Below are 19,830 nucleotides of genomic sequence, written 5' to 3' on the forward strand. Positions count from 1 at the left end.
CCAGTACCTGCAAAATAGTAGTTAGCTTTGTGATGTTTTGTCACAAAGTATTGCAGGTGGTTGCCGTGCGTGCCTGAATTACCTTGTATTAATGATGAAAACCAGTCTCTTGCGTTTTTGGCGGCTATGTTTTTTAATGTATCTGGCTCAGTCTCGAAGACCAGTCTAAAAGACCGACCTTACAGAGTAGGTGGTTTAACCGCTCGGGTATTCTGATGAGAACGTTATCAGCGTTGGGCTAAGTGAGGAGCGTTGCCGCTTGGGCAGCGCAGAAACTGTGACGTCGCTAACCACTCTTCATCAGGGTAGTAGGCGAAGACATACTGGTTCTCTTTCAAACTGTCGATAAGCGGATACGTGATGTCTTCGCGTACGGCAGGGCAACCGTGGCTACGTCCCAGCCTGCCGGTCTGCGTAATAAAGTCGTCGCTAACATAGTCAGCGCCATGGATTACAATCGCCCGCTCAAACGCGAGGTCATTGACCTCTGGCTCTAAGCCATCCAGGCGCAACGAATAGCCATTACGACCATAATAACTATTCATTGTGCGAAAGAGTCCGATGCTGGATTGGTGACTCTCAGGGGTGTTGGAGAAAACCTCTGCCAACGCATCGCCAGAGCCTTGCCCGTGGGAAACGAGCTCTTCAAATAGCAGCTTATGTTGATGTAGGTCGAAGACCCACAGCCGTGGCTCGGTAGACGGAAGCGAGTAATCAATGACGGCTAAACGCTCAGCGGTTGGGTCAGCGCAGCTAAGTGATTGAGCGGCGAGTCTTAGCGCTTCTGGCGTTGCCGATGGCGCTAGTTGGAGCAGTTGATGATGTAATGGCGAAACACCGTGAGGTGGTGTGGAGGCTACTTGAGAGAAATAGCTAGCCGCTTGCAAAGGAAGGCTTAATAACGCTAATGGCAAAGAAATAATGACAGCAGAAGCACGCAGATATAAAGGCATAGAGTGCAATCTCACAATAGATATCGACGAAGGGTGTGCATAAACGGCTATGATGAAAGGAAGTGCCGCAACAATGATGAATAGTAACGCAAGGAGGGGCGATGAACGAGACACAGTTACTAAGACGATGGGCGATAGGGATGGCTCTATGTCTGACGCTGATCCAAGCGCCTCAGTTAATTACCAGCGCGCAAGCTGACCCAGGCTCACTTGAGCAGGCATTAGCTCAGCGTGTAGATGCTCAAACAAGTGCGTTACTGCCTGTTGGTGACTTTTATCAACAGCTAGATCAACGGCCAGTCTGGCAAGATAGCAATCGTGTTGAAGCGCTGGTGGACGCGCTAAATAGTCTTGAAGATGATGGCTTGGCCCCCGGTGATTATAGCGCTGGCGACCTGATGGACGCATTTCAGACTAGCCAGCAAGCAAGTACGTTGGCCCAAGCTGATTTTGATATTCAGGCCACGAAAGCATTGTTGCTAGCGCTTGAGCATCTCTCACGGGGCAAGGTAAATCCAAATGAAGTTGAGCCTAAATGGGATATCCCCAGGCCTGAGCGTCGCTACTCTTTACTGCGCATTGCCCATGCGGTCGAAAATGGCGATATTCAGGGCGCGCTTGATTATGTCAGGCCCTCATCGGCTGAGTACGCTCAGCTACGTGATGCGCTACGTCATTATCGTACGCTGGCGGAAAAAGACAGTGTTCCCTACCTGACGGGCCGCGATGAGGCGTTACGCCCAGGTGATGCCAATGAAGATGTGCTGGTATTGCGACAGCGCTTGGCCTATTGGGGAGAAACCGATTTGCTGGCGGCGGATAGCAGTGCTTATCCAATGATTGAGGCCCAGTCAGTGGTTAGTGACCAGCGTACCTACGATGCTGAGTTAGAACGGGCAGTTAAGCAATTTCAACGTCGCCATCAGTTACAAGAAGATGGCGTTGTGGGTGAGCGCACGCGACTTGCATTGAATACACCTGTTACGTCGCGTATCGATCAACTTCGTGTCAATTTAGAGCGAGCTCGGTGGATCAGGCCTACTCAAACCAATGAGCCGCGAGTATGGGTTGATATTGCGGGTTATCGATTGCATTACACTCGGCCCAATGGTGAGCACTGGGATGCTCGAGTGGTCGTTGGTACACCGCGGCGCGAAACGCCTATTATTCATTCGGCAATTAGTCACTTAACCGTGAATCCTTCTTGGACTATCCCGCCGACCATAATGCGTGAGGATGTTTTACCTCAGGTAAGACGAGACCCTGGCTATTTAGCACGGCGAAATATTCAAGTGTTAAGTCCCTCCGGCGAACGGCTAGACGCTGACGCTATTGACTGGCAGCGACCTGGTGCGGTGATGCTGCGTCAAGTATCAGGTGGCGGTAACCCGTTAGGCCGCGTGGTCGTGCGTTTTCCTAACAATGAAATGATCTATCTACACGATACGCCAGCAAGAGGGCTGTTTCAGCGGTCTCAGCGAGCGCTAAGCTCTGGTTGTGTGCGCGTTGAGGGTGTAACGGAATTTGCACAGTTATTGCTTCAGGATAGTGGCAGTCGCTACCAGCTATCATCATTGCTTAACAGCAGTGGAAGTGACCGTAATGTTAATCTCCCACAGCGCATTCCTGTCGCATTGCACTACCTGACTGCCTGGCCAAATGCCCAGGGGGAAGTGGAGTTCCGTGATGATATTTACCGCCGTGACGCTGACCTGTTAGCCGCATTGTTACAAGCTGCATAATGTGGTGGGCAGATTTTTGGGCTGTTTATAAGAACGGTTTATAAGACAAGGTCTGCCTAAAACAGTAACGCCGCCCAGAGGGCGGCGTTACTGTTTAATGCAGAGCAAGTAACGTTACTGCTCATCTTGGCGTTCGTAACTTGCAACACTGATAGTGCCTGTTTCACCGCTATCCAGTGCTGCCAGCATGGGTTCGGCTTGGCGCTGGAAAGCAATCAACGTGTCGCCGCTGAGGCTGGTGTTTTCAGGCAGCTCTACGCTCATCGCGTTCACTGGAGTGTTATTGACGATGACTTCATAGTGTAAATGAGGCCCCGTGCTACGCCCTGTATTACCTGAAAGCGCAATGCGCTCGCCCATCTCAATACGTTCGCCTTGAGTCACAAGTGGACGTGAAAGATGTAAATAGCGGGTGCGATAACCGTTGTCATGGCGAACGACAATGTAGCGCCCGGCAGCATGATGGTTGCCCACTCGCTCTACTCGGCCGCTGGCCGGTGCAGTAATCGGAGTACCAATGGGCATCGCAAAGTCGGTACCGTTATGTGGGCTTATACGGCCCGTCACCGGGTGTTTGCGGCGCGGATTAAAGTTAGAGCTTAAACGGTAATTACCTTCAAACGGATAGCGCGAGAAAGCAGGGTCTAAGCTGCTTCCTTCAGGCGTATAGAAATTGCTATCGGTGGCATTACGAAGAAGCGTTAAGTCCATGCGTTCGCCATTGTATTTAACGGCAAGGACACGAGAATCAAACGCTTCCCCATCAATCATGTCTGACTCAACTAGCACTTGGAAGCGATCACCACGACGGCTGTCGCGGCGAAAGTCGAGTTTCTTCTCAAGTAGTCGAGTGAGCTCAGTAACGGCACCGCTACTCAGGCCAGTTGCCTGGGCGGAGCGTGCAAAACTACCGCTTACGCTACCTGCGTAGAGACGCTGTACCGCTTCACCCTGGCGCTCAATAACGGTTGCTGCAAAGTGCTCTTCATCTTGCTCAAGCAAGATACCATCGCGAGTATTCTTCATCATGCGTAACGACAGTAAGCGACCATCTTCATCTAATTGATAGTCGAAACTGTTACCAGCACGCCAATGAGTAAGCATACGTGGATCTGGAAGGTCATCTAGCAGCGTCAGCACTTCGCTATAGCCAAGGCCTAGCTTATTCTGTGCTAGCAGCGCGAAGGTCTCACCCGATTCAACAATATGTGTTTTCCACTTTGGAACGTAGGGTTCGTCTGCAGCAAGTTCCAGCTCGAGAAATGAGATGTCATCAAACAGCTCAGCGCCATAATCTTCGTACGAAGTGGCATCGGCGATTTCAACGGAAGCAGTGTTGTCAACATCGAGCATGCCGCTTGAGAGAGTCCCTAATACTACGGCCATATGAAGCGCGCCGTCATCAAGCTGGGCATTAATGTAGGGGTCAGTCTTGGCGCTAGCCATCGAGGCTTCGGCGCTTGTAATGACATCCAGATCGACGATTTCCGTAGCCGCGAGGTCCTGCAACGGAATATGTTCGCGCGTGGCATCAAGAGCACGTGAGGCTCGATCAATGGCTTCAGCAACGGGGGGGCGCTCTTGGCGCAACGAAGGACCCCCCGGCGCCGAATCACTGGGAAGCGGAACAAGCACGCTTTCCAGAGGTGTGTGAGGTTGGTTTAAGTCGTGATAGGTCGTAATTAATTTTTGTGTGCCCAGCACAGTGACCATTGTGGCCACGGGTAACAGTAACAATTTATGCGTGCGGGGCAGCGAATGAAGAATTCGCAACATGGGTAAATGGGCCGCCGAGTTCGTGATAAATGAGTAACATGAAAGAAAGTAAACCCAAGAACCATACCCCATGACGGTGAGGGTGAACAGACTGTATGTCCATACACTAAATGTACTTCCGTTGGAATACGGAAGTAATAAGTAAGTAATATTGTTTATGAACGCTGTTTGCTAAAAAAAGTAACTTTACGAAATAACAATTGAGAGCTAAGTAGACGTACTAATTAACCATAGAGAAATGACGCTAATCAACATTTTTCGTCAAATTTAGAAGTTAAATTAATCATGTAATGCTTTTGTTTTGGTTTTGTGGATGTTTTGTCAAGCTTTGCGTTGCATGAAAGCTCATCACGTCCATGAAACGATCTTCAGGTAATTTGCATATAAGGCGTTAGGCATTGCATCTTCACTTTTTTGTAACGAATTGTTTTTTTTGCTGTGCTTGACAGAGCTAATGTCGATTGTCAGTGATTTAGAGGGTGGTCGTGTCAGATGGCCCCTTAGGCAGCCTGATACCTAGGAATAATTGTTTGCAAGCAAGTACTCAGCGCTTTTTCCTGGCATTCTATAAGGGTTTTTCGAAGATTAAGCGGATTATTTCGCTGTTTAGCGTCGAGGGAATCGAAATGTCTCGAGTAACTCTTGCACAGTGGCAGATGCTGGCAGCCGTTGTTGACCATGGTGGGTTTGCGCGGGCGGCCGAGGCTATACACAAAAGCCCATCTACGCTTAACCATGCCGTGCATAAGCTAGAAGAGCAGTTGGGTGTTCAGGTGCTGGAGCCGGTAGGTAGGCAGGTGCGCTTAACCGAAGCGGGCGAACTCTTACTGCGTCGAGCACGTCAGTTAATTGAAAGTGCCGCCTCTTTAGAAGATGTGGCTAACCGTTTGGCTGCAGGCCTGGAAGCTGAAGTCGTGGTCGCTATTGACCAGATTTTTCCAGCGGCTGCCCAAGCGAAAGCACTTGAGCGTTTCTCAGAAATGTATCCTCAGGTCAGAGTGCAGTTGCATGAGAGCGTACTAAATGGTGGTACGGAAATGCTCCACGATGGTCGTGCCGACCTGGTGGTCTCAGGGATTGCGGCTCAAGGGTATTTAGGTGAGCCGCTGGTGAACGTCCGGTTTATAGCCGTTGCGCACCCAAGCCATGAGTTACACCAGCTTAGTCGCTCGCTAGACTTGCGGGATCTTACCCAGCATCGGCAATTAGTAGTGCGCGATTCAGCGCTACGCCAGTCGACTAATTCCGGCTGGTTGAAAGCGGAGCAACGATGGACGGTGAGTCACTTAAATACGTCATTAGATATGCTGAAGCGTGGGCTTGGATTTGCCTGGATGCCAGAGACCCGTATTGCTGATGAACTTTCAAGTGGACAGCTCAAACCGTTGCCGCTCAGTGCGGGTGGGGTACGAATGGTGCCTATGCAATTAATATTCAGAGACCGAGATCAAGCTGGCCCCGCAGCGCATGCCATGGCACAGGCATTGAAGCGGGGAGTAAGCGAGCTCTGTCCTAAGGATTCGATTTCATCGAATGAATCGCCGTAAAACATCCGCTTGAGCATCGGTGGGGCGGGCGTATGCTAAATGTAATCAGCACTATTAATACGTTTATGGCATACGATTATTACAACAGGAGACGCCCGATGGGACTGCTTGTTAACGGCGAATGGGTTGATCAGTGGTACGACACTAAAAAGCATGGTGGAGAATTTGTCCGCGAGTCTGCCCAGCTTCGCGACTGGGTAGGTGATGATGCGATGATGGATGCACCGTCAGGCAAAGAAAGAGAAGGGCAGAGCTACCCTGCTCAATCAGACCGTTACCATCTTTATGTATCTCTAGCCTGTCCTTGGGCGCATCGAATTCTGATTATGCGCAAATTAAAAGGGCTGGAATCACTCATTGGCGCTTCTCATGTCAGCCCGTTGATGCTGGATAAGGGCTGGACGTATGACCAAAGTGAGGGCGCCAGCGGAGACCCTGTCAATCACGTCGACTATCACTATCAGCTCTACACCATGACCGACTCAGCTTATACAGGCCGTGTCACGGTGCCGGTGCTTTGGGATAAGCAGCGTAGCGCAATCGTTAATAATGAGTCGGCTGATTTGATGCGCATTTTTAATCGCGCGTTTGATGAGTTGACCGGTAACGATTTAGATTTTTACCCTGACGACTTGCGTAGCACTATTAATGACATCAACGACGATGTGTACGAGCACATTAATAACGGTGTCTACAAGTCGGGTTTTGCGACGGAGCAGCACGTGTATGAAAAACATGTGCAAGCACTGTTCGATGCCTTAGAACGCATGGAAAAACGCTTGAGCGAGCACCGTTATCTAGCAGGGGAGTGGTTAACAGAAGCGGATATTCGGCTTTTCACCACGCTGATTCGCTTTGATGCTGTCTATTACGGTCATTTTAAGTGCAACTTAAAACGTATCGAAGATTACCCAAATCTCGCAAATTACGTTCGCGAGTTGTATCAGTGGCCGGGCATTGCAGAGACGGTCAATATGGATCATATAAAACGCCACTACTACTACAGCCACGACACGATTAACCCAACGCGCATTGTGCCTGCCGGACCGCTGCTGGATTTAGAACGCACCCATGATCGTGAACGCCTATCAGGGAAGGGCATTCGTCGTCGAGCATTATAATTTATAAAAAGATAAAGATAGCTTCTCAAAAGCCGCTACTAACAAGTCGCTACTAATAAATAGGGCCACCTAGCAACTAGGTGGCCCATTTGGCTAATTAATCGCTAGGTTAAGCGATTTGAGCTGGCAGCTTACTGGTTATCGTTAACGGCTTCGCGAGTAGACTGCCAAGCGCTTTGAGCGCCTTCTTTGGTTGTTTGCCATGCATCACGTGCACTGCTTTTAGTCTGTTCCCACCAATCACGATCATAAGTAGGAAAGGATTCAATCTCTTCTTGGGAAGCTTCGAGCATAATGCGATGTTCGGTATCGCCATCACTCTCAGTATGGGTTTCCAGAGTAAATTGGTCGGTGTTAATGACAATTTCACGACCACCCAAGCCCAATACTGCGCCGCTTTCAATCACTAGCGCAGAAATACGCATCTCTTCATCAAAAAGGATGTCTTCGACTTCACCGATCTCTTCACCAGAACCGCCAGAGAAGAATACCTCTGCATCCATGATGTCATCTGCCGAATACATACCTTGGGGTTCAGTTGATGCCTGAACACCAAAGGCCAAGCTGCCTAAAAGGGCGGTGCTGATAGCGGTGGTAAGCATTGTCTTACGCATAGCATCTCTCCATGTAGCTATAAATGTGCGATTTAACACTTTCAGAGTGGGCGGTATACGTTAAAAGCTGTTTGCCCAATCGTCGGCACGACGTTCAGCCTCTTCCCGTTCTAAGCCATATTTCTGCTGTAGTTTGCCGACAAGTTGATCCTTTTTGCCACCAATCTGGGTAAGTTCGTCGTCAGTCAATTCGCCCCAGCTAGCGCGGGCTTTTCCCTTCATTTCTTTCCAATTGCCTTCGATCTGATCCCAGTTCATAGCATCACTCCTTGAAGTTAGTGAACATCATTAGGCACTTCTCAGGTTAGACGAACAGTGAGTATGTGCAAGTCGCAGTGTTAATAACGGTTAATGTAAAAAAACTGGTCATGAGCTACTGCCGGTGTTAGTATGCGCCCTCCTCGCATGTGTTGACCCCTCCATCACGACGATAAGCGATTTCCTATGTAGCTTTGACTACGCAGTGAAATGCTTGCGGGAACATCTTGCCAACTGCAGATGTTCATTGCTGTGAAGATGGCGCGCCTCCAGTATTTCACCAAACGGGTGAAATCGGCGCAGAAGGTCGCCACAGCGGTTAGCCCGCTACTGCGGTGTTTGCTAACCGAATGCTAGGTGCGACCGGCGTCTCCGACTCCACTGATGATGATATCCGCCCTGCGGATCCTTGTTTATTAATATGCATTGTCACGCGTATTAACGAGCAGAGTCAGAGACGCTTACGATGTTTTTTGCCGGTACAGCCGGCCTACCAAGGTGTGATTAATGACCTCGACTTCTGTCGCTTCGCCGAGCTTCGGCGATCTTGCTCTGTTGCCTGCCGTTCTCTCTGCTGTTGAAGCACAAGGCTACGAAATTCCCTCGCCAATCCAGGCGCAGACAATTCCTGCGTTGCTGGAAGGCCGCGATATGCTGGGCCAAGCACAAACTGGTACCGGTAAAACCGCTGCGTTTGCATTGCCATTGTTATCGCGTTTAGAACTTACCCGTCGCGAGCCTCAAGTGTTGGTTATGGCTCCGACCCGTGAACTTGCTCAGCAGGTTGCGGCTTCGTTCAGTAAATATGGCCAAAACCTTAAGGGTCTTGAAGTGGCGATCCTTTGTGGCGGCCAAGAATACCGTGAACAACTAGGTGCGCTAAAGCGCGGTGCCCAAGTCATTGTTGGCACCCCAGGCCGTATTATCGATCACCTTGATCGCGGTAGTTTGAAACTCGATGGCCTTTCAGCACTTGTGCTGGATGAGGCTGACGAAATGCTGCGCATGGGCTTTATCGACGACGTAAAACGCGTGGTTGCCGATACCCCAAAAGATGCTCAGCGTGTGTTCTTCTCGGCAACGCTGCCGACTGAAATTGAGCGCATTGTTAACCGCTATTTGGTTAATCCGGTGAAAGTCGCGATTGAGTCGCGCACGACCACCGGCGAAAACATTGAGCAGCGTATTGTACGCGTTGATGGTGGCGCTAAGCTTGAAGCCCTGGCACGTATTCTGGAAGTTGAGCCAGTTGATGGGGCCATTGTCTTTGTGCGTACCCGTGCGGCCTGTACCACGCTGGTTGAACAGTTAACGGCTCGTGGTGTTAACGCTGCAGGTTTGTCAGGTGATCTGGACCAGAGTCTTCGTGAACGCACCATTACACGTTTGAAGCGTGGCAAAGTCGATGTGTTGATTGCGACCGACGTCGCTGCACGCGGTCTTGACGTGTCGCGTATTACTCATGTTATTAACTACGATCTGCCGCAAGACGCAGAAGCCTACCCCCACCGTATCGGTCGTACCGGTCGTGCGGGCCGTAGCGGTATCGCGATTACTTTCGCTGGTTTCCGTGAAGGCCGTAAAGTGGGCTGGATGGAGCAGGCGACCGGTCAGAAAATGACTGAAATGCCGCTGCCAGACGAAGCGGCTATTCGCGCTCACCGTGATGAAGTGTTCCACCATCGCGTTGTGGCGGCCTTGACCAAAGGTGCTGAAGAGCAACGTGCATTGGTTGAGCGCTTGGTAGAAGAAGGTCATGACGCCGTTGAGCTAGCCTGTGCTTTTGCCGCGATGGCGCGTGCTGACGAAGCGCCTATTGGTCGCTTGCAAGCACCGCGTAAAGAACGTGCTCCGCGTGATAGCGCTCCTGGTGGTAAGCCAGGTGGCCGTCGCGAGCGTTCAAGCGCGCCTAGCGAAGGAATGATTCGTTACCGTGTTTCTGTTGGCCATAAAGATGGCGTTAAGCCTGGTCAACTGGTTGGTGCACTGGCGAATGAAGGCGGCATCGAAGGCGCGCGTATCGGTCGTATCGATATTCGCAACGCTTTCTCGGTAGTTGAGCTACCCAGTGGCCTGCCTTCCACTATTCTGGCGAAAATGGCGCGTGCCCGCGTTGCTGGTCGCCCGTTAGAAATTAGTGAAGACAGTGCACCTGAGCGTGCTCCACGTCGTCGTCGTGATGACGGTGATGCACCAGTTCGTCGCCGCGAACGCGCTTAAGTTAATGTATAGCGCCATATTTTAATGGTGCTTTAAAACGACGTTTAACGATCGTTCTATCCCCTTACGCCCAGCGGCTTAAGGGGATTTTTTTGCCTCTAATTGCAGCTGGGAAGTTGAGCTACGTTAGTATGATGATGGTTCAGTAAAAGGAGGCTGCATGGACGCACCGCTACATGACTGGAATTTAGCTCCAAAAGAGGCCGTAGCGCTGCAAACAGTGCTGGCGAAACGACTTGAAACCACGGATCGTATCGGCCCCGTACACCACGTTGCTGGGGTGGATATTGGGTTTGAAGCGGATGGTGAGATCACTCGCGCGGCGGTGGTTGTTCTAAAGTGGCAGCCTGACACCACGCAGCACTTGGCTATGGTTGAGCAAGTGGTTCATCGTGAGCCAACACGTATGCCTTATATTCCTGGTCTGCTCTCTTTTCGTGAGATCCCAGCAGCTCTGGAAGCATTCACTAAGCTTACGATCACACCAGAACTGGTAATGGTCGATGGCCAGGGAATTGCACATCCTCGACGACTTGGCGTAGCCGCTCACTTGGGGCTATGGCTAAATTTACCGACGATCGGCATCGCTAAGTCCCGATTAACGGGGCAGCATGCAGAAGTGGGAAATACGCGTGGTGATTGGGTGCCTCTAACATCAGGTAAAGACGTTATTGGCGCTGTGCTGCGTTCGCGGGCAAACGTAAAGCCGGTATTTGTGTCGCCTGGTCATCGATTATCCCTTGAAACGTCGCTGGACTGGGTGGTGCGCTGTTTAGGGCGCACCAAGTTACCAGAACCCACGCGGTTAGCGGACCGGCTTGCGTCAAGACGCGACCAAAAGCGACCTACGTAAAGCGCAGGAAATGGCGCAGTAGGCCAGTGGCCGCTTGGGTGTCGGTAATGGCGTTTATGAGCGCGTCAGGATTATCACCTTGGTCGCGCAATATGGCTTTCTGGCGCTCGATATAAGCATGCATTACTGGTCGGGTGAACTCTGGATGAAATTGCACACTCCATTGGCGAGGGCCATAACGTAGTGCTTGATGAGCATCGTGACTGTTATGAGCCAATACCGTGGTGTTGCGGGGCAGTTGCATGACGGACTGGGCATGGGTCAAGTGGGCCGGGAATTGCGTGGGCAGCTTGCTAAACAGAGGGTCTTGATGACCTGCTTGGGTGAGACGTACGTTGTGCGTTCCAGACTCTCTTCCTGCGGGGTGGTAATCACTAATGCCGCCGAATGCTGACGCCATCAACTGATGGCCATAGCACACGCCAAGCATTGGGACGTTCTCGGCTAACGCCTGCTGAAGCCAAGGCTTTAGCGCCTCGCTCCACGCTGCCTGTTCGCTCACCATGCTGTGAGAACCCGTGAGCATAATGCCGGCAAATGATGCAGGGGAAGGGGGAACGCCTTGTTTGCGGGCATCCCAAACCCTGAGCGACAGATGTTCAGGCAGTGCCGTCGAAAGTTGATTGATAAAGAGTTGCTCGAAATCACCGTATTGGTCGACCACTTCAGGGAAGGCGTCACCGGTTTTGATAATGACTAAAGAGGCCATGGCGTTCTCGTTGTCCTGTCAGAGGAAAGGTTAGAGAGGAAAGGTTAGCCCAATCAGGGCATTACCCTGTAAGGTGATAATTCTCACCATACACCTTTTTCGCTTTATATTAGGAGCCTAAAATGCAAAAGATAACTCGTGCTGGCGAGCCCATGGACGTTGCAGGTACGCTGCCTGCCCCAGGCCAAACGGCTCCGCTGATGACGCTCACCAATGCCGATTTAGAAGATGTAACCCTCGATACTTATTCGGGCAAGCGCAAAGTGCTGAATATTATCCCGAGTGTGGATACACCCACCTGCGCGGTGTCTACTCGGCGGGTTAATGAGCTGGCCTCGGAGTTGGACGACACTGTTGTGCTGGTGGTGTCTGCTGATTTGCCTTTTGCAGCCAAGCGCTTTTGTGGCGCAGAGGGGTTAGATAACGTTGAAACCCTGTCTACCTTTCGCCACCGAGAGTTCCAAGAAGCCTGGGGTGTCGCGTTAGCGAATAGTGCAATGGAAGGATTGTGCGCGCGTGCCGTGGTAGTGCTCGATGCGGACAACCGTGTGTTGCACAGTGAGCTTGTGAGCGAGCTGAAAAACGAACCTGATTATGAGGCCGCGCTGGCAGCCTTAAAAGGCTAGCCAGACGGCAGTGCGCAGGTATCTAGCGTGCACTTTGCTTAGCAGCCGCCACCAGTGCACTAATCAAGCGTTGCTGGGGGCGGTTGAAAATAAGCCACTCTGGGTGCCACTGAACGCCGATCAAAAAATCATGTTTTGTGGATTCAATTCCCTGCACCAGTCCGTCCCGGTCGCGGGCAACAATATTGATGCCGTCACCCGCTTTATTGACCGCCTGATGATGCAGGCTATTCACACGGCACCACGTGACGCCCAATAGCTGATAAAGCTTGCTCCCTCCGACTATATCCACTGTCTTACGCGGTAGAACCGTGCGTCGCCGCTTAAGCCCTTCGTGGGTAGTGTAAATATCAGGGTCGAGGGTGCCGCCCAAGTGAACGTTGATTAGCTGAGCCCCTCGACAAATGCCTAACACAGGAGTGTTTTGCGGAATAAATCGGCCGAGTAGGTTGAGTTCCAGTTCATCACGGGCCGGATCCAGCCGCACGTCTAGCTGTACTTCATCACCGTAAAGATGTGCTTGAATATCATCGCCGCCACCAATAATTAGCCCGTCTAAGTGTTCTGGCAGGGGACGTGAAGGGGACAAGCGAAGTGGTTTACCGCCATGTCGCCATACGGCGAACCAGTCAAACCACCAAGCTAGGTGGCTTTTTTGATCAGAAGTTGTAATCCCAATAAGCGGTCGAGACATGCTGGCAAGTTCTCACTAAGGCAGTGTATTTAGGATGACTTGAATAAGCCAAGCAGCTTCGTTTTACAGCGTCTCCACCAAGGCTGGCTGTGTTCAGCAATATACTCATTACAGCGTGCACGCAGCACGTCACTGTTTGCGGCCAGCTTTTCTACCTCAACCCAGCGGTTCCACTCCACTACTGACCCCCAACCAGGCTGTGAAAGCTGCGCATTCGGTAGCCGATAATGAAACGTTGGGCGTGGTTTAGTGAGCTGGCTATGCAGCAACTCATGGGGATGGTCGGGTCGCAGGTGCGCAAACAGCGGCAGTAGGTCTAGCTCCCGGTTCCGAGTAGGGTTGTAGTGTAAATAGTCATCGATAAACGTATCTAAGTCGGGCTGATAGCCGGAATTCAGGACTTTAAGCGCGTACTCTTTATGAAATGGATTAGCGTGGGGCAATACCTCACGGGTAATGTCGACTTTGATTTCATCGCGCAGCCAACTGGCGAGCAGTAAATACGCTTGCATCATTGCTAGAAGGTAATCAACGTCAAGTCGTTCTACTTCAGGGTTTAGATGCAGCCCAAATCCGTAGAGTAAGCTGGCATCCGTGCCTTTCGCTCCTTTGTCACGAAGGGCGCCAAATAGCTGGTCTAGTTGGTCCAGTTCATCCCAGGGAATCGGTGGACAGACAATTTCCGTAGGCACTAAGCCTGTCACCATGTCGCCAATAAGTTCGCGGGTTTTTTGATGGAACTCTATTCGACGCTGGTGCTGCTGGCGTGCCCATTCACTGTCGCCTTCATGGTGTTCTTCTAGTAGCGTCTTATCAGGATGAGCATACTGGGTGTCCAACTCAATGCCGAACTCGCCCCATCGAGTCGCTTCTACCAGTAGCCGATGGGGGCTTACCACGTTAAGCTCACCCCCAAATAGCTCGCGTACCAGTTTAGCGGTATCACGCGGCGGAAGTCCGGCGAATTCAATTTCAACACCGACACGCCTTGTTTTTCCGTCACTATTTGTACGGTTAGGAGGAGCTTGCAGCGTCATCTCGGTATCCTTGAGGTGAACGTTTAAGCCAACAGCCTATCATAGTCACGCATTAAGGCTGAGGGTATTAAGTTAAGTAAACGCTAACTAACCGGCGTGTTGTGTCGGTCTATTTCCAGGAGTCAAATGTGCGACAGCACTGGACAATCAATATCGTGTTAAGCGTTTTTTTGACGCTACTCATAGGTCTGATGACCCATGCTCAGGCGCAGAGCGTTTCGCTGCCTAGCCTGGGTGGGGGCAATGACGCATCGGAAGAGCAGAACGTCAGTGGTGAAAGCTTCCAAAACTCGCTTAACGATGTGATCACAATGCTGGAGAGCGAAGAACAGCGTAAAGCGCTGCTCGACTCTCTGCGAGAATTACAGCTTGCCACTGATGCGACCGAAGAGGACAAAATCGTCCATCAAGGCCTGCTGGGTGCATTAGCAGATACGCTGACCGATATTGGCGAGCACGCTCAGGCAGGTGACTCGCCGATTGATGAATGGTCACGGCAATTGGTGCAAGGGGCTGCCGATTTACGCGCATTAAATGATGGTGCTGACCAGGGTGAAGCGGTACGCGCCGTGGCAGAGGGTGCCGTCCTTGCAGTTGTTTGGGTCGTACTGTTGGTCGTTATGATTGCGTTTGGGCGCTTGATCGCCAGACGGCGGGAATGGCCTCTGGACTTACCTCGAGATCCAAAAGCATGGTTATTGGCTGTACACTTTTTACGTCGCATGCTGCCCTGGGCGCTGTCTTTCGCGATTACGCTGGGGGTTGGACAAATATTGCCGTACAGCTCCGGCCGCACGATTGTATTGGTTGTCGCTTATGTGTGTGTGTGTGGTCGCGCACTGTCGGTGGTGATTGAAACGGTCATTGCGTTTTTCAGCCGAGGCCATCGTTTTACAGCGGTGCAGGTGCTGCAACAGAAAGCCTTGCGCGGCCTGTTTGTCATTGGCGCATTAATCGCCTTGGGCGACGCGGTGAACTCCACCCGTTTAGTAGAGCTGTTGGGTAGCGAACTATCCAGCTTAGTGTCTGTCCTTGCGAATATGCTAGCTGCTCTGCTGTCTGCACGCTTCATATTTAAGTTTAAACGCCCCGTTCGTCATCTGATTTGTAACCGCCCTTACAAGCAGCGCCGCGATGCAAGTGCTGCCGTTGAGATGATTCGTGCGCTGGGCGGCCTCTGGCATATTCCTGCGCTGCTGATGGTGGGGGGGTCATTGTTGGCGATCTTCATCACCGTGGGGGATGTGGGAACAGCGCTTGCACGCTCGATTATCTCGGCAAGCTTGTTGGTGTTGACGCTAGTGGTGACGGGCTTGCTGAGACGTCAGTCAGAACGCTTAGGTAAACGCCGCCATCGTCGTCGTTACAGCCAATATCGTAAGCGTTTAGAGCGCTTTGGCTTTGTACTTGCCCACCTTTGCGCCTGGATGGTGTTCGCTGAACTGTTTATGCAGGTTTGGGGAGGGTCGTTGTTTGGGCTTGGTCAGCAAGCGGTAGCCAGTGCCCGTATTGGCCAAGCCTTGGTAAGTCTGGGTTCAACCATTTTGCTGGCTTGGCTGGTATGGATTTTTGCTGATACGGCGATTCAGCGGGCGCTAACATCATCCGCGCGCTCTCGCGGTAGGCGAGTGAATCAAGCCCGGGCGCAAACCATTACGCCGATGATTCGCAATGTGATTTTTGTCACGATTTTGATCATTGCGGTAATTGCCGGGTTAGCAAATCTTGGCGTTAACGTTACGCCACTACTTGCTGGTGCGGGTGTTATCGGCCTGGCGATTGGTTTTGGTGCCCAAACGTTGGTGCAGGATTTAATCACCGGGATCTTTATCCTGATTGAAGACTCCCTGGCAGTTGACGACTTCGTTCAGATTAACGGCCACATGGGAACCGTTGAAGGGCTAACACTGCGTACCGTGAAGCTGCGTGATTTAGATGGTGTTGTTCATATCATTACCTTTAGCCGCATTGAGTCGATTCATAACATGTCGCGCCAGTTCGGGATTGCGCTGATGCGTATTCGTATCCCCTATGCGATGAAAATTGATGATGCAATTACGCTGATGCAAGAGACAGCGCAAGAGCTACGCAAAGACCCCATGATGCGCCACTATATTTGGTCACCTTTAGAAATGCAGGGTGTGCAGGGCTTTGAAGATGGTTGCCCTATTTTGCGAATGCGTTTTCGCACCGCACCAGAAATGCAGTGGGACGTATCGCGTGCCTTTAACCTGCTATTGAAGCAACGCATGGAAACTCAGGAAATCGACCTGGGCGTACCGCGTCTCAGCGTCAGCATGGAAGCGCGCTCAGAAGATAGCAGGCAAGATCGTATGCCCGACGAGAGCACGAGAAAAGAGAGCACGAGAAAAGAGAGTGCTGGCACGGATTTCACGCTAGACGAGCCGACTGACAATGCCCGAGGGGATAAGGCCAGCGATGACGACGGTAGCTCACGGAAGCGGCCTACGCCGCCAAAACCTGCTCCGCGCCCAACAAAGGCTGAAACGCGCCAAGATGACCGCGAGCGGGCAGGGGCATCATCCCATGCCAAGCCCCAAGCCCAGGGTGAGCCCAAAGGCGAGACCCATGCCAGCACCAATGGTGAACAGGGCGACGAGTAACCACGGGCCTTTGAAGCGCCTCCAGCGGTTATAAAGTGATACCGCTAGACTAACGCGATCAATTAACTCGTCATGGCGCGAAATAGCATTATCGGGTGGCAGGGAAAAGTCATTGGCCACATCTCCCTGCCAATGAGCGCCGTGTGTTAGTCCCAGCCTTGCCCGCAATTGGCCTATGTCACTGACCGTTTTGTGGAGCTTGTTATAAGCGTCACGGTGCTCTGCAGCGCCCAGCACGGTTTCAGCGTCTTGGCGCAATGCACTGTTTGGGCAGCGTGCCACCGCGCTTTTGATTTCGTGATCACTCGCGTCGGGTGTCAGTGTCAGTCGTTGATACAAATCGCGCATAATGTTCGAGTTGATACTCACTGTCGGTTTGGGCGCTTAGCCCTTAATCGTTAACAGTAGGCTGGTCAGGTGTTTTGCATCAAATAATCATAGGCACTTTTGATGCGCTGAAAGCGTGTTGATGCCAGTGCTACTTGATGTTCACTACCCGAATAGAAGCGGTCAGGATGATGTAGCTGCGCCATGCGACGATAGGCACGGCGGATATCGGCACGATTTGCCCCAGGTGTCAGCCCTAATACAGCGAGAGCCCGAGTGGTGCGGTCGGGGGGAGGTGAAGGGCGTTCCCGTTGTCGGTGCTGGCGATGTGCTTCTTCCTGACGTGCTTGCTCTTGTTGCCAACGTTGTCGCTCTTGCTGTTGAGTGTGTTCTTGTCGATTGCGGCGCTCTTTTTGTTTGGACTGTTCCTTTTTTGCCTTCTCGCGGTGTGCTTCTTCCTGTTGGCGCTGTTTGTTCTGCCGCTTTTGTTGCTGTTGTTCCGTATTAGCACGCTGGCGCTCTTCGGCCTTCGCTTGGGCCTCTTTGGCTTTTTGCTCAGCAGCGTGCGCGTCGCGTGCCTTGCGAGCGTGATATTCTGGGTCGTGCACCTGCCAGTAAGCGTCTCGGCTGGGATCCTCTGCTGCTCGCAATGGTTTGCCCGTTAACTCATGAAAGAGTGTGTTAAGCGTGGCAGGCGTGACATTTAGCAAATCAGCGAGAAAGCCCAGAATGTAATGGTTATTCAGAGATAACTCACCATCGTCGGTGGCCACAGTGATCGCTTGGTGAAGTATGCTTAGGCTGCGCTCGCTGGAACACTCTTTGCGCACCACTTCAGCAGCTAATTGAATGGCTTGAAGGTCTTGGCTATGGGCAATACCCATCACTGGCCCAAGTTCGTGTCCATGGCGAAATTGCGCGGTGACCTGAGCCAGTCGGCGTCGCCGCTGGCCTTCAGACACCTGTTGGCGATGCACAAGCACCCAGGCTAACAGTAGTAGTGTTGCCGTATCCACTTGGCTGCGGCTTTTCAGCAGCAACAGCTCAAAGGGTGAAAAACGGGCAATGGACATTCCTTGGCTCCAAGGCAAAGACGGTGACCACAGTGGCACTTAAACGGCCATCCTGATAATGATTGGCCATGGTATATCATCGCGTTACGCAATGAAGTAGGAGATTCGTTAGGTGATCAATGTTGAGCGTAAAAATAGCTTTCAGCTGAGGCTCACTCGACGGCTCAAGGAAGAAACGTCGCACACGCTCGATGTTTACCTATTTGTGCCTAAAGAGCTTGGGCTTAGCACCCATGTCATTTCAGAAGAGGCGTTTTATCACGGTGCGATCAGTGTTTCACGTACTTACTACAGTGATGAGTACCATTTGCCGCTGGTTCATAGTCGTTTAGCGAGCCGCAATCAGTTGGGCAGTGATTCCTATCGGTTAAGTTTAAGTTTGTACGCTTATCAATACGTTGGAGCGTTAGAGCGAACGACACAGGCAATGCTGGTCAGTGCCCGAAAACTACGCCACGCAACCAGCGATCAGCGTCAAGAGAGTAGTGAGCTTCAAGAGCTAGCCGATGCGCTACGTGATCAACTGCATGAAATGAGCGATTTGAGCGAAGGTATTCTTAAACGGTTGCGTCGCAATTCGCCCACAGATGAGCGGCTCTATAAATACTTTGCCAACATCGATAATTACCTTTCCTGGTTTACCGAGCAGCAACTGCTGGCACTGGTAGCGCATATGCCTCGTGGCGGCGAGTTTAGCGAGATAAAGCGTCGCTTTATTATCGTCTGCCAGCGTGAGAGTGACTACCGAAAAGAGCAAGAGTATAACGCTGAGCGGGTAATGGAAGATCCCACTCGGATGTCGAATAAAATGCGCTTGCTACGGCGACTTATTGAACACCCGATTACGCTGAAACAGCGTGCCCTAGAGCTTGGGAGCGGCGAGCAGAAAGCAGTGAAAGCACTGGCTAACGCGGTAGTAATGACCTTTGTATCGCTTGGTGTGCTCCACCTGCGTAGCGTACTGGGCGATGTTACTGCGCTGTTTGTATTGGCCATGGCGCTGCTTTATGCGATGCGGGAAGTATTTAAAGACGACTTGCGTAACACGCTATGGCGCTGGCTTCGTCGTGGAAGGCCAAAGTGGCGGCGACAATATATCGACCCGACCCGTAATCAATCGGTGGGCCGGCAGTTAGAGTGGTTCGATTATAAACGTTATGCCGCACTAGAGGCGGATATTCAGCAAATGCGCCGTCGTACGGTTGCTCAGCGTGAAGAGGAAGTGCTTCATTACCGTTCCAGCTCGCGTATGTCACCCACCCGCTTTTTAAGCGGTTATGAGCATACCCGTGAAACGTTGCATATCGATCTTTCCATGCTGACGCGCTTAATGAGCAAAGAGAAGCACTTCATTTACCGTCTGAAAGAAGGGCAGGCTGTTAGAGAAAGTGTCGAAAGGCGTCACTTGTTTAACTTGGTCATTCGCGAGACCGGCAGTGAGGACACAACCTACCTAGCTCGGTGGAAAGTGGTTGTGAGTCGTTCAGGTATTGTCGATATCGAGAAAGTCGCTGAGGAAAGTGTAGAGAAAATCAGCAAATAAACTGCGTTGGATCAATAGACTGGCACTGATGTTGGGCCTGCATAGCGAAATCACCAGTAGCACACTAGTCTCAAAAGGTGAGCAATATAATTTGCGACTGCGACCCTGTCGCC

Annotated in this window: 17 protein-coding genes; 8 read left to right on the forward strand and 9 right to left on the reverse strand. The window is 51.6% G+C overall.

From position 1 onward, the window contains the following. Positions 1–227: 227 nt before the first annotated feature. Positions 228–953 carry a murein L,D-transpeptidase catalytic domain family protein gene (locus REH51_RS13480; RefSeq protein ID WP_009722354.1) on the reverse strand — a complete coding sequence of 242 codons (726 nt, stop codon included), beginning with the start codon at positions 951–953 and terminating at the stop codon, positions 228–230. A 101-nt stretch (positions 954–1,054) separates the two neighbouring features. Here REH51_RS13480 and REH51_RS13485 point away from each other — a divergent pair, with 101 nt between their 5' ends. Continuing rightward, the gene (locus REH51_RS13485; RefSeq protein ID WP_009722355.1) at positions 1,055–2,695 is read left to right on the forward strand and encodes a L,D-transpeptidase family protein; all 1,641 of its coding nucleotides are present in this window, start codon (positions 1,055–1,057) and stop codon (positions 2,693–2,695) included. Positions 2,696–2,809: 114 nt separating this feature from the next. Here REH51_RS13485 and REH51_RS13490 read toward each other — a convergent pair whose 3' ends face one another. After that, a complete protein-coding gene (locus REH51_RS13490) occupies positions 2,810–4,471 on the reverse strand; it encodes a peptidoglycan DD-metalloendopeptidase family protein (RefSeq protein WP_498936064.1) in 1,662 nt (553 codons plus the stop codon). Positions 4,472–5,097: 626 nt separating this feature from the next. Between REH51_RS13490 and REH51_RS13495 the strand changes: the two genes are divergently transcribed. After that, positions 5,098–6,018, forward strand: coding sequence for a LysR family transcriptional regulator (locus REH51_RS13495; RefSeq protein ID WP_498936066.1), 921 nt, complete (start codon positions 5,098–5,100; stop codon positions 6,016–6,018). 98 nt (positions 6,019–6,116) lie between these two features. Continuing rightward, positions 6,117–7,139 carry a glutathione S-transferase family protein gene (locus REH51_RS13500; RefSeq protein ID WP_009722358.1) on the forward strand — a complete coding sequence of 341 codons (1,023 nt, stop codon included), beginning with the start codon at positions 6,117–6,119 and terminating at the stop codon, positions 7,137–7,139. Between the two features lie 131 nt (positions 7,140–7,270). Here the strand turns inward: REH51_RS13500 and REH51_RS13505 are convergent, their stop codons facing one another. Then, the gene (locus tag REH51_RS13505) at positions 7,271–7,753 is read right to left on the reverse strand and encodes a PRC-barrel domain-containing protein (protein ID WP_009722359.1); all 483 of its coding nucleotides are present in this window, start codon (positions 7,751–7,753) and stop codon (positions 7,271–7,273) included. A gap of 60 nt (positions 7,754–7,813) precedes the next feature. Next, positions 7,814–8,011, reverse strand: coding sequence for a CsbD family protein (locus tag REH51_RS13510; RefSeq protein ID WP_009722360.1), 198 nt, complete (start codon positions 8,009–8,011; stop codon positions 7,814–7,816). A gap of 507 nt (positions 8,012–8,518) precedes the next feature. Between REH51_RS13510 and REH51_RS13515 the strand changes: the two genes are divergently transcribed. After that, on the forward strand, positions 8,519–10,231 hold the full coding sequence (locus tag REH51_RS13515) for a DEAD/DEAH box helicase (protein WP_498936068.1): 1,713 nt from the start codon (positions 8,519–8,521) through the stop codon (positions 10,229–10,231). Between the two features lie 160 nt (positions 10,232–10,391). Next, positions 10,392–11,084 carry a deoxyribonuclease V gene (nfi, locus tag REH51_RS13520; RefSeq protein ID WP_009722362.1) on the forward strand — a complete coding sequence of 231 codons (693 nt, stop codon included), beginning with the start codon at positions 10,392–10,394 and terminating at the stop codon, positions 11,082–11,084. On the opposite strand, the gene REH51_RS13525 is transcribed toward nfi, so the two are convergent. After that, on the reverse strand, positions 11,077–11,793 hold the full coding sequence (locus REH51_RS13525; RefSeq protein ID WP_009722363.1) for a glutamine amidotransferase: 717 nt from the start codon (positions 11,791–11,793) through the stop codon (positions 11,077–11,079). The two genes, nfi and REH51_RS13525, sit on opposite strands and share 8 nt — an antisense overlap. A 122-nt stretch (positions 11,794–11,915) precedes the next feature. On the opposite strand from REH51_RS13525, the gene tpx reads away from it, so the two are divergent. Beyond that, positions 11,916–12,419, forward strand: coding sequence for a thiol peroxidase (gene tpx / locus REH51_RS13530; protein WP_498936070.1), 504 nt, complete (start codon positions 11,916–11,918; stop codon positions 12,417–12,419). 22 nt (positions 12,420–12,441) lie between these two features. Here the strand turns inward: tpx and REH51_RS13535 are convergent, their stop codons facing one another. Next, positions 12,442–13,113, reverse strand: a complete 672-nt coding sequence (locus REH51_RS13535; protein WP_009722365.1) for a gamma-glutamyl-gamma-aminobutyrate hydrolase — start codon at positions 13,111–13,113, stop codon at positions 12,442–12,444. 29 nt (positions 13,114–13,142) lie between these two features. Beyond that, complete coding sequence (locus tag REH51_RS13540) at positions 13,143–14,150, reverse strand: amidoligase family protein (RefSeq protein WP_009722366.1); 1,008 nt, start codon at positions 14,148–14,150, stop codon at positions 13,143–13,145. A gap of 128 nt (positions 14,151–14,278) precedes the next feature. On the opposite strand from REH51_RS13540, the gene REH51_RS13545 reads away from it, so the two are divergent. Next, complete coding sequence (locus tag REH51_RS13545; protein WP_009722367.1) at positions 14,279–16,774, forward strand: mechanosensitive ion channel family protein; 2,496 nt, start codon at positions 14,279–14,281, stop codon at positions 16,772–16,774. Here the strand turns inward: REH51_RS13545 and REH51_RS13550 are convergent. After that, a complete protein-coding gene (locus REH51_RS13550; protein ID WP_083817049.1) occupies positions 16,691–17,122 on the reverse strand; it encodes a hypothetical protein in 432 nt (143 codons plus the stop codon). The two genes, REH51_RS13545 and REH51_RS13550, sit on opposite strands and share 84 nt — an antisense overlap. Before the next feature lie 65 nt (positions 17,123–17,187). After that, positions 17,188–18,174, reverse strand: a complete 987-nt coding sequence (locus tag REH51_RS13555) for a J domain-containing protein (RefSeq protein ID WP_234667863.1) — start codon at positions 18,172–18,174, stop codon at positions 17,188–17,190. Positions 18,175–18,286: 112 nt separating this feature from the next. Between REH51_RS13555 and REH51_RS13560 the strand changes: the two genes are divergently transcribed. After that, positions 18,287–19,717, forward strand: a complete 1,431-nt coding sequence (locus tag REH51_RS13560) for a hypothetical protein (RefSeq protein ID WP_498936072.1) — start codon at positions 18,287–18,289, stop codon at positions 19,715–19,717. Positions 19,718–19,830 lie beyond the last annotated feature (113 nt).

The sequence above is a fragment of the Halomonas bluephagenesis genome (assembly GCF_054790765.1).

What these genes read in the sequence shown, in the direction of transcription:
- REH51_RS13480 (WP_009722354.1), bottom strand. Translation starts at nt 953, where the DNA reads ATGCCTTTATATCTGCGTGCTTCTGCTGTCATTATTTCTTTGCCATTA.
- REH51_RS13485 (WP_009722355.1), top strand. Translation starts at nt 1,055, where the DNA reads ATGAACGAGACACAGTTACTAAGACGATGGGCGATAGGGATGGCTCTA.
- REH51_RS13490 (WP_498936064.1), bottom strand. Translation starts at nt 4,471, where the DNA reads ATGTTGCGAATTCTTCATTCGCTGCCCCGCACGCATAAATTGTTACTG.
- REH51_RS13495 (WP_498936066.1), top strand. Translation starts at nt 5,098, where the DNA reads ATGTCTCGAGTAACTCTTGCACAGTGGCAGATGCTGGCAGCCGTTGTT.
- REH51_RS13500 (WP_009722358.1), top strand. Translation starts at nt 6,117, where the DNA reads ATGGGACTGCTTGTTAACGGCGAATGGGTTGATCAGTGGTACGACACT.
- REH51_RS13505 (WP_009722359.1), bottom strand. Translation starts at nt 7,753, where the DNA reads ATGCGTAAGACAATGCTTACCACCGCTATCAGCACCGCCCTTTTAGGC.
- REH51_RS13510 (WP_009722360.1), bottom strand. Translation starts at nt 8,011, where the DNA reads ATGAACTGGGATCAGATCGAAGGCAATTGGAAAGAAATGAAGGGAAAA.
- REH51_RS13515 (WP_498936068.1), top strand. Translation starts at nt 8,519, where the DNA reads ATGACCTCGACTTCTGTCGCTTCGCCGAGCTTCGGCGATCTTGCTCTG.
- nfi (WP_009722362.1), top strand. Translation starts at nt 10,392, where the DNA reads ATGGACGCACCGCTACATGACTGGAATTTAGCTCCAAAAGAGGCCGTA.
- REH51_RS13525 (WP_009722363.1), bottom strand. Translation starts at nt 11,793, where the DNA reads ATGGCCTCTTTAGTCATTATCAAAACCGGTGACGCCTTCCCTGAAGTG.
- tpx (WP_498936070.1), top strand. Translation starts at nt 11,916, where the DNA reads ATGCAAAAGATAACTCGTGCTGGCGAGCCCATGGACGTTGCAGGTACG.
- REH51_RS13535 (WP_009722365.1), bottom strand. Translation starts at nt 13,113, where the DNA reads ATGTCTCGACCGCTTATTGGGATTACAACTTCTGATCAAAAAAGCCAC.
- REH51_RS13540 (WP_009722366.1), bottom strand. Translation starts at nt 14,150, where the DNA reads ATGACGCTGCAAGCTCCTCCTAACCGTACAAATAGTGACGGAAAAACA.
- REH51_RS13550 (WP_083817049.1), bottom strand. Translation starts at nt 17,122, where the DNA reads ATGCGCGATTTGTATCAACGACTGACACTGACACCCGACGCGAGTGAT.
- REH51_RS13555 (WP_234667863.1), bottom strand. Translation starts at nt 18,174, where the DNA reads ATGTCCATTGCCCGTTTTTCACCCTTTGAGCTGTTGCTGCTGAAAAGC.